Here is a 6,887-nt window from a genome sequence, read left to right on the forward strand (position 1 = left end):
CAACAAGGCATTTGGCTTAACTCCTTAACTCCTTAACTTCTTAACTCCTCAATTAGTTAGCCCTTCTACAATAAAGCATTTGGCTTAACTCCTTAACTCCTCAATTAGTTAGCCCTTCTGCAACAAGGCATTTGGCTTAACTCCTTAACTCCCTAACTCCTTAACTCCTCAATTAGTTAGCCCTTCTGCAACAAGGCATTTGGCTTAACTCCCTAACTCCTTAACTCCTTAACTCCTCAATTCTTTTCGTGTTTCGCCACAAATAGAGGTGTTTTTTGACATAAGAACATAAGGAACATAGGGCAAATGAACGGAATTTTCAACAAAATAATACGTTTTTCTTGCAAGTTGTCGTTTTATTACATACCTTTGCAGAACAAGGTATTTTTATTAACACGGCGCGTGTTAGGCGTTGCTGTTGCGCGCTTGGTTTTGTAACCGCTTTTTTTAACTTGAATTAGATGCAGAAATGAAAGAGAAAAACAACCGACTCGAAACGTTGAAACTGCTCATCTCCAGTCAGGAGATAGGCTGTCAAGAAGACCTATTGAAAGCACTTTCCCAAGAGGGTTTCAACATCACGCAAGCTACGCTCAGCCGTGACTTAAAACAGCTGAAAGTGGCCAAAGCCGCCAGCATTAATGGCAGGTACACCTATGTGCTGCCTAACGAAACGATGTACAAGCGCATACCCACCCCGCGCATGGCACGCGAGATGATGAAGGTTTCGGGCTTTCAATCTATCGCCTTTTCGGGAAACATGGGCGTGATGAAAACCCGTCCGGGCTATGCCAGCTCTATCGCCTACAACATCGACAATGGCGGGATTGCAGAGATATTGGGCACCATATCTGGAAACGACACCATCTTTATTGCCTTTAAAGAGCCCTTCGACCCAGACGAGATGACACGGAGAATGCAAGATGTTATTTCGCGGATGTAGGTGGGTTTGTGCTTCATTAAGTAATAGCCATTAATCTAATCGACGGAAACAGACACGATGCCATGCGGACAGCAGGGCCGTAAGGTCGTGTGCCGCACCAGGCGGGGTAGGAAAACAGGGCGAAGGCGGACGTATGGGCGTTGCTTTTAATACGGAATCGACACGTTATTGGGTGGAGCCAATGTGCTGTTTGCGGAGCCAGTGCGCCGGCATTGGCAGCCCATCTGCGGATTTCTACCTTGTAGCTCCCCACTTTCGGATGCCTGCCATGTAAGCGCGCTCACCGCCATGCGGATGTTGGCGTGTGCGGCTTTACCTGCATGGCGGCTGTTGCAAGCTGCCTTTTAAACGCGAAACTTCGTACGTGCAAGGCGCAACCGCCTTTTGCGCATTGCCCCTTGTGATGTGCCCTTGGTGGCACAGGGGCCGTACAAACTTCACCAACACATGGCCGAAACACGTGTTGGTGCACGTTTCGTTTGCCCCTTTTGTGCGAATTTTGGTGCGCGCATGTCAAGTGCTAAATGGCCTCTGTGTCTTCAAAATTTGCGCAAAAGACTGGTTTTATTTGCAAAATTCACATTTTTTGGTTAACTTTGCAGCCGGTTACGAAGTGCGTAGCCGAACTCTTCCACATCGTTTCTGTGAAATCAATTCATTTTATTAGGATAGGGAAGAGGCGGTGTAAGCCCCTTGCGAAAGGGCAGCGAACATCATATTTCAATCTATTCATGATTAGCGAGAACAGACTCTCGTTGATAAAAAACTCTCTTAAATTTGTGGGGCGACTGTGGCATGAGGATGTAGCAGTCGTCTTTTTTTTGTCTTTTTCTTTGTGTTTTGTGCTATTTGCACTACCTTTGCCTTTAAGTATAGCATAAAAAATGAAGTCATCAGATTTTTTCGGCAAACTAACAAGCAAGTATATCTGGTTAAATCTCGCGGCTATGGCGGCTGTGGTGGTTCTACTTGTGGTGGGCGCTAAGTTCGGTATCGACATCTACACCCATCATGGCGAGGCCATACCCATACCCGACATCAAACATAAGTCGTTCGCCGATGCCAAACAGATGCTGGCCAACGTGGGGTTGCTTATCGAAGTTACCGATACGGGATATGTGCGGACGCTGCCCGCGGATTGCATCTTGGAGCAATCGCCACAGCCCGGCGACTGCGTTAAGACGGGCCATGTGGTCTATGTAATCGTAAACTCGGGTAACACACCCACCATTACCATGCCCGACATCGTAGACAACAGCTCGATGCGCGAGGCAATGGCCAAGCTTAGGGCGATGGGTTTCAGGGTGGGCGAACCGCAATTCATCGTGGGCGAACGCGAATGGGTGTACGGCGCTACGGTGAACGGACGGCATGTGGTGGCTGGCGACAAGATACCCGTAGATGCTGTGGTGGTGTTGCAGGTGGGGAATGGCTCGCGTTCGGAAACGGATACGACCATCGACTATGTGGAACCCAACTATAAAAACCAACAAGAGGACCAGGAAGGCGAGGGCGACGTGGACGAGTTCGACGTGGTTACGCCTGCCGAAACGCCGCAACGGGGCAACTAAGCCGCCACTGGGACAGGCCGAGAGGCACACTTCAACAACAACAACGCATGACCGACTATATAGAGGAGATAGAAGAACAGGACGACGACACGGGGCAACTGTACGAACACCTGCGCATAGTGGTGGATAAGGGACAAGTGCCTGTGCGTATCGACCGATTTATGACAGAAAGGTTGCAACATTCCAGTCGTAACCGCATACAAAAGGCCGCCGACGCGGGTTTCGTACACGTAAACGAACGCCCCGTGAAGAGCAATTACAAGGTAAGGCCGGGCGATGTGATTACGCTGATGCTGGACCGACCCCACCACGACACGACCATCGAGGCCGAAGACATTCCGCTCGATGTGGTGTACGAAGACGATGCGCTGATGGTTGTCAACAAGCCGGCGGGCATGGTGGTGCATCCCGGTGCGGGAAACTTCCACGGAACGCTAATCAACGCCGTAGCTTGGCACCTGCGCAACATGCCTTCGTTCGATGCCAACGACCCCGAAGTGGGGCTGGTTCACCGCATTGATAAGGATACAAGCGGACTTTTGGTGGTGGCGAAGACACCCGAGGCCAAGCGAAAGCTGGGGTTGCAGTTCTTCAACAAAACCACTCACCGCAGTTACAACGCCTTGGTGTGGGCCAACTTCGCCGAAGACGAAGGGCGTATAGAGGGAAACATCGGGCGCGACCCGCGCGACAGATTGCGTATGGCGGTGTTTGCGCCCGATAGCGAAACGGGTAAGCCGGCCGTAACCCACTATCGCGTGCTGGAACGTTTCGGCTATGTCACCTTCGTGGAGTGTATCCTCGAAACGGGTCGCACGCACCAAATAAGGGCACACATGAAACATATCGGTCACCCGATGTTTGGAGACGAACGCTATGGCGGCACCGAGATATTGCGCGGCGAACGTTCGTCTACCTATAAGGCCTACATACAAAACTGCTTTAAGCTGTGCCCTCGGCAGGCTTTGCACGCCCGAACGTTGGGCTTTGTTCATCCCACAACGGGCGAACAAATGGACTTTACCTCGCCCTTGCCACAGGATATGGAACAGTTGTTGGACAAATGGCGCAACTACATCAAGGGATTGGCTGTTTGACTAAGACGATGTGAAAGGGCTTATAAAGGTGAAAAGGCTTATAAAGGTGAAAGGGTGAAAAGGTGAAAAAATGGCTTCGCCCACCAGCCTCATCAACTGGTAAACTTGTCAACTGGTAAACTTGTCAACTCGCAAACTCGTTAACTCGTCAACTGGTAAGCTTGTCAACCCGTTAACTGGTCAACTCGTTACCCTCGTCAACTGAACTTAAAGAAGAAAAGATATATAAGGATATGAAAGATTTGAAGAGAAATATTGCTATCGTATGCGGTGGCAACTCGTCTGAACACGAAGTGTCGCTACGTTCAGCACGAGGTTTGTACTCGTTTTTCGATAAAGACAAGTACAACGTCTACATCGTAGACATCGAAAGAATGAATTGGAAAGTGGACCTCGGTAACGGCGAAAAGGCCACTATCGACAAGAACAACTTCTCCTTTGAGCACGAAGGCACGCACGTGTTCTTTGATTATGCCTACATCACCATTCACGGAACGCCGGGCGAAAACGGCATCATGCAAGGCTATTTCGAGCTTATCGACATGCCTTACTCCACTAGCGGCGTGTTGGTTGAGGCGTTAACATTCGACAAGTACGTGCTAAACAACTACCTGCGTGGCTTTGGCGTGAACGTGGCCAAGAGCATGCTGGTGCGCCGCGGCCAAGAGTATGGCATCGACGAACGAGCCGTAGAAGAGCAATTGGGTATGCCCTGCTTTGTGAAACCGGCTGCCGACGGGTCTAGTTTCGGCGTGTCGAAGGTGAAGAACGTAGACCAATTGGCTCCTGCATTGCGCAAAGCATTGATGGAAGACGATGCGGCCGTGATTGAATCGTTCCTCGATGGCACCGAGATTTCTGTGGGATGCTATCGCGTAAAAGGCGAAACAAAGGTGCTGCCTGCCACCGAAGTGGTGAGCCATAACGAGTTTTTCGACTACGATGCGAAGTATAACGGACAGGTGGAAGAGATTACGCCTGCACGTATCGCCGAGGAAACGGCACGCAGGGTGGCCGAGGAAACGGCTCGCATCTACGAACTGCTAGGCTGCAACGGCATTATCCGCATCGACTATATCTTAACCAAGGAGCCCGACGGGACGGATAAGATAAACCTCATTGAGGTGAACACCACGCCTGGAATGACGCCCACAAGCTTTATTCCGCAGCAAGTGCGCGCCGCTGGAATGGAAATGAAAGACGTGTTGAGCGACATTGTGGAGAACCAATTCTAACCCCTTGCCGTGCTAACGCGCCAAAAAAAGTATAACTCGACAGCCTCGATTCCCACTCAATGTGTTTAGTTTTGTATCAAGAAAAAGGCTAGGCAGCGATGCGAATCGCTTTTAGCTACTTTCATACAAAGGGGATAGAGGCTGTCATCTTATCATCTACATAACATGCAATCCAATAACTATCTAGAGAAATTCGCAACCATTCGGCCCTTTGATGCCGAAGAGTTGCCCGCCGCTTTCGACCGACTTTTGGCCGATAAGCAGTTCGAGTCTGTGATAACTTACATCTTTCCGCAGCTGCCTTTCTCGCTTTTCGCGCAACAACTGCGGGCTTGTAAAACCAGTATTGAAGTGCAAAAGACCTTTGCCTACCCCTTTTTGGCAAACCTTTTGGCCAAAGCAAGCAGTGGGGCAGACATGGATAGTACGGCCATCGACAGCCAACGCCGCTACACCTTTGTAAGTAATCACCGCGACATCGTGCTCGATTCGGCTTTCTTGGCCAAGTTTCTTATCGACAACGGATTCTCTACCACATGCGAAATTGCCATTGGCGACAACCTACTTTCCTTGCCTTGGGTAAAGGATTTGGTGCGCGTAAACAAGTCGTTCATCGTAGAACGCAACCTGCCTATTCGGCAAATGCTGGCCTCCAGCAAGCTTTTGTCGGAGTATATGCACTACGCCATCAACGAGAAGAACGAGAACGTGTGGATTGCACAACGCGAAGGGCGTGCGAAAGATTCTAACGACCGCACCCAAGAGGCCGTTTTGAAGATGATGGCCATTGGCGGCGAGGGCGACATCGTTGACCGATTGGCCGACTTGCACATTGTGCCGCTGGCCATTTCGTACGAGTACGACCCCTGCGACTTCCTTAAAGCCAAAGAAATGCAGCAGAAACGCGATACGCCCGACTTTAAGAAGAGTGCACAAGACGATGTGCTGAGCATGCAAACGGGTATTGTTGGTTACAAGGGGGCTATTCATTACCATTGCGCACCGTGCATTGACGGTTTCCTCTCTACGTTGGATCGCGACATGCCCAAAGGCGACTTGTTTGCTGCTGTGGCCCAACACATCGACCAAGAGATTTATCGTAACTATCGTATTTACCCCGGAAACCGCGTTGCGCTGTATCTACTTACGGGCGAAAAGGGTGCAGACAACGCCTTTACAGCCGAAGAGCAGGCCACGTTCGAGAAGTATTTGGAGGGTCAGATGGCTAAGATAACCCTTCCGCAGAAGGATGAAACGTTCTTGCGGCAGCGTATGCTTGAGATGTATGCCAACCCCTTGATTAACCAACGCTCCGTATGATGAACGCTCGTAAAGTCATATCGCCACTCGCACGCTTGTTCCTAGGTGGGGCTTTCGCGGTGGCTCTTATTGCGTTAACCACCCTTTCGGCTTGCGAAAACGATAGCTACGACACGGGCGATGGTAGCAATTCGTACCTGAAAGCCCACTTTGCCGAGGCTCACACCACGGCCAATGCCAAGCTTGCTTTTGCCGTAACGGATGATGGAGACACCCTTCGGTTTCCGCCTAACACATCAAACAAGGCCTTTGCAAAGGCAGATAGCGTTTATCGCGTGTTGTATTATTACGACCAACGCGGGGCAAACATCAACCCCCGAAGTATCGTTCCCATTCCTGTTGTTACGCTTTCCGACAGTACGACGTGGCCCACCGACCCCGTAACGTTCGAGAGTGCATGGGTTAGTAAGAACAGAAAGTACTTCAACATAGGCTTTGCCTTGAAGGTGGGACGAACAGACGAGCCCGCCAGAAGGCAGCGAATAGGGGTTGTTCGCGACTCGTTTGTTACTACCGCAGCTGGCGAACACATCTTATATATGCACCTTGCGCATAGTCAGAATGGTGTTCCGCAGTATTATTCGCAACGTGTGTACATCAGTGTACCCATCAAAAAACTTCCTGCCAACACCCGTTTCGTGTTTCGGGTGCAGGATTATCAAAGGCTGATAACGGTGGAAAGGGGAGGTAGTTAAGGAGTTATGGAGTTAAGGAGTTAAGG

6 protein-coding genes are annotated in these 6,887 nt (G+C 50.3%); all 6 read left to right on the forward strand.

Annotated features, from left to right (window positions below):
- Positions 1-469 precede the first annotated feature (469 nt).
- The 6 genes from HMPREF2955_RS11330 to HMPREF2955_RS11360 all read left to right on the forward strand — a co-directional run bounded on the left by HMPREF2955_RS11330 (position 470) and on the right by HMPREF2955_RS11360 (position 6,861).
- Positions 470-943 (forward strand): arginine repressor, encoded by a 474-nt coding sequence (locus HMPREF2955_RS11330; RefSeq protein WP_009231274.1) that lies wholly within the window; start codon positions 470-472, stop codon positions 941-943.
- A gap of 884 nt (positions 944-1,827) precedes the next feature.
- Positions 1,828-2,514 carry a PASTA domain-containing protein gene (locus HMPREF2955_RS11340; protein ID WP_009231273.1) on the forward strand — a complete coding sequence of 229 codons (687 nt, stop codon included), beginning with the start codon at positions 1,828-1,830 and terminating at the stop codon, positions 2,512-2,514.
- Positions 2,515-2,561: 47 nt separating this feature from the next.
- A complete protein-coding gene (locus HMPREF2955_RS11345; protein WP_070723590.1) occupies positions 2,562-3,611 on the forward strand; it encodes an RluA family pseudouridine synthase in 1,050 nt (349 codons plus the stop codon).
- A 233-nt stretch (positions 3,612-3,844) separates the two neighbouring features.
- The gene (locus tag HMPREF2955_RS11350; protein WP_070723591.1) at positions 3,845-4,846 is read left to right on the forward strand and encodes a D-alanine--D-alanine ligase; all 1,002 of its coding nucleotides are present in this window, start codon (positions 3,845-3,847) and stop codon (positions 4,844-4,846) included.
- A 165-nt stretch (positions 4,847-5,011) separates the two neighbouring features.
- On the forward strand, positions 5,012-6,166 hold the full coding sequence (locus tag HMPREF2955_RS11355; RefSeq protein WP_070723592.1) for a 1-acyl-sn-glycerol-3-phosphate acyltransferase: 1,155 nt from the start codon (positions 5,012-5,014) through the stop codon (positions 6,164-6,166).
- Complete coding sequence (locus tag HMPREF2955_RS11360; protein ID WP_246830135.1) at positions 6,163-6,861, forward strand: NigD1/NigD2 family lipoprotein; 699 nt, start codon at positions 6,163-6,165, stop codon at positions 6,859-6,861. The genes HMPREF2955_RS11355 and HMPREF2955_RS11360 overlap by 4 nt, the downstream gene beginning before the upstream one ends.
- Positions 6,862-6,887 lie beyond the last annotated feature (26 nt).

It is taken from the genome of Prevotella sp. HMSC073D09 (assembly GCF_001814145.1).
GTDB classification, from domain to species: domain Bacteria; phylum Bacteroidota; class Bacteroidia; order Bacteroidales; family Bacteroidaceae; genus Prevotella; species Prevotella conceptionensis.

What these genes read in the sequence shown, in the direction of transcription:
- HMPREF2955_RS11330 (WP_009231274.1), top strand. Translation starts at nt 470, where the DNA reads ATGAAAGAGAAAAACAACCGACTCGAAACGTTGAAACTGCTCATCTCC.
- HMPREF2955_RS11340 (WP_009231273.1), top strand. Translation starts at nt 1,828, where the DNA reads ATGAAGTCATCAGATTTTTTCGGCAAACTAACAAGCAAGTATATCTGG.
- HMPREF2955_RS11345 (WP_070723590.1), top strand. Translation starts at nt 2,562, where the DNA reads ATGACCGACTATATAGAGGAGATAGAAGAACAGGACGACGACACGGGG.
- HMPREF2955_RS11350 (WP_070723591.1), top strand. Translation starts at nt 3,845, where the DNA reads ATGAAAGATTTGAAGAGAAATATTGCTATCGTATGCGGTGGCAACTCG.
- HMPREF2955_RS11355 (WP_070723592.1), top strand. Translation starts at nt 5,012, where the DNA reads ATGCAATCCAATAACTATCTAGAGAAATTCGCAACCATTCGGCCCTTT.
- HMPREF2955_RS11360 (WP_246830135.1), top strand. Translation starts at nt 6,163, where the DNA reads ATGATGAACGCTCGTAAAGTCATATCGCCACTCGCACGCTTGTTCCTA.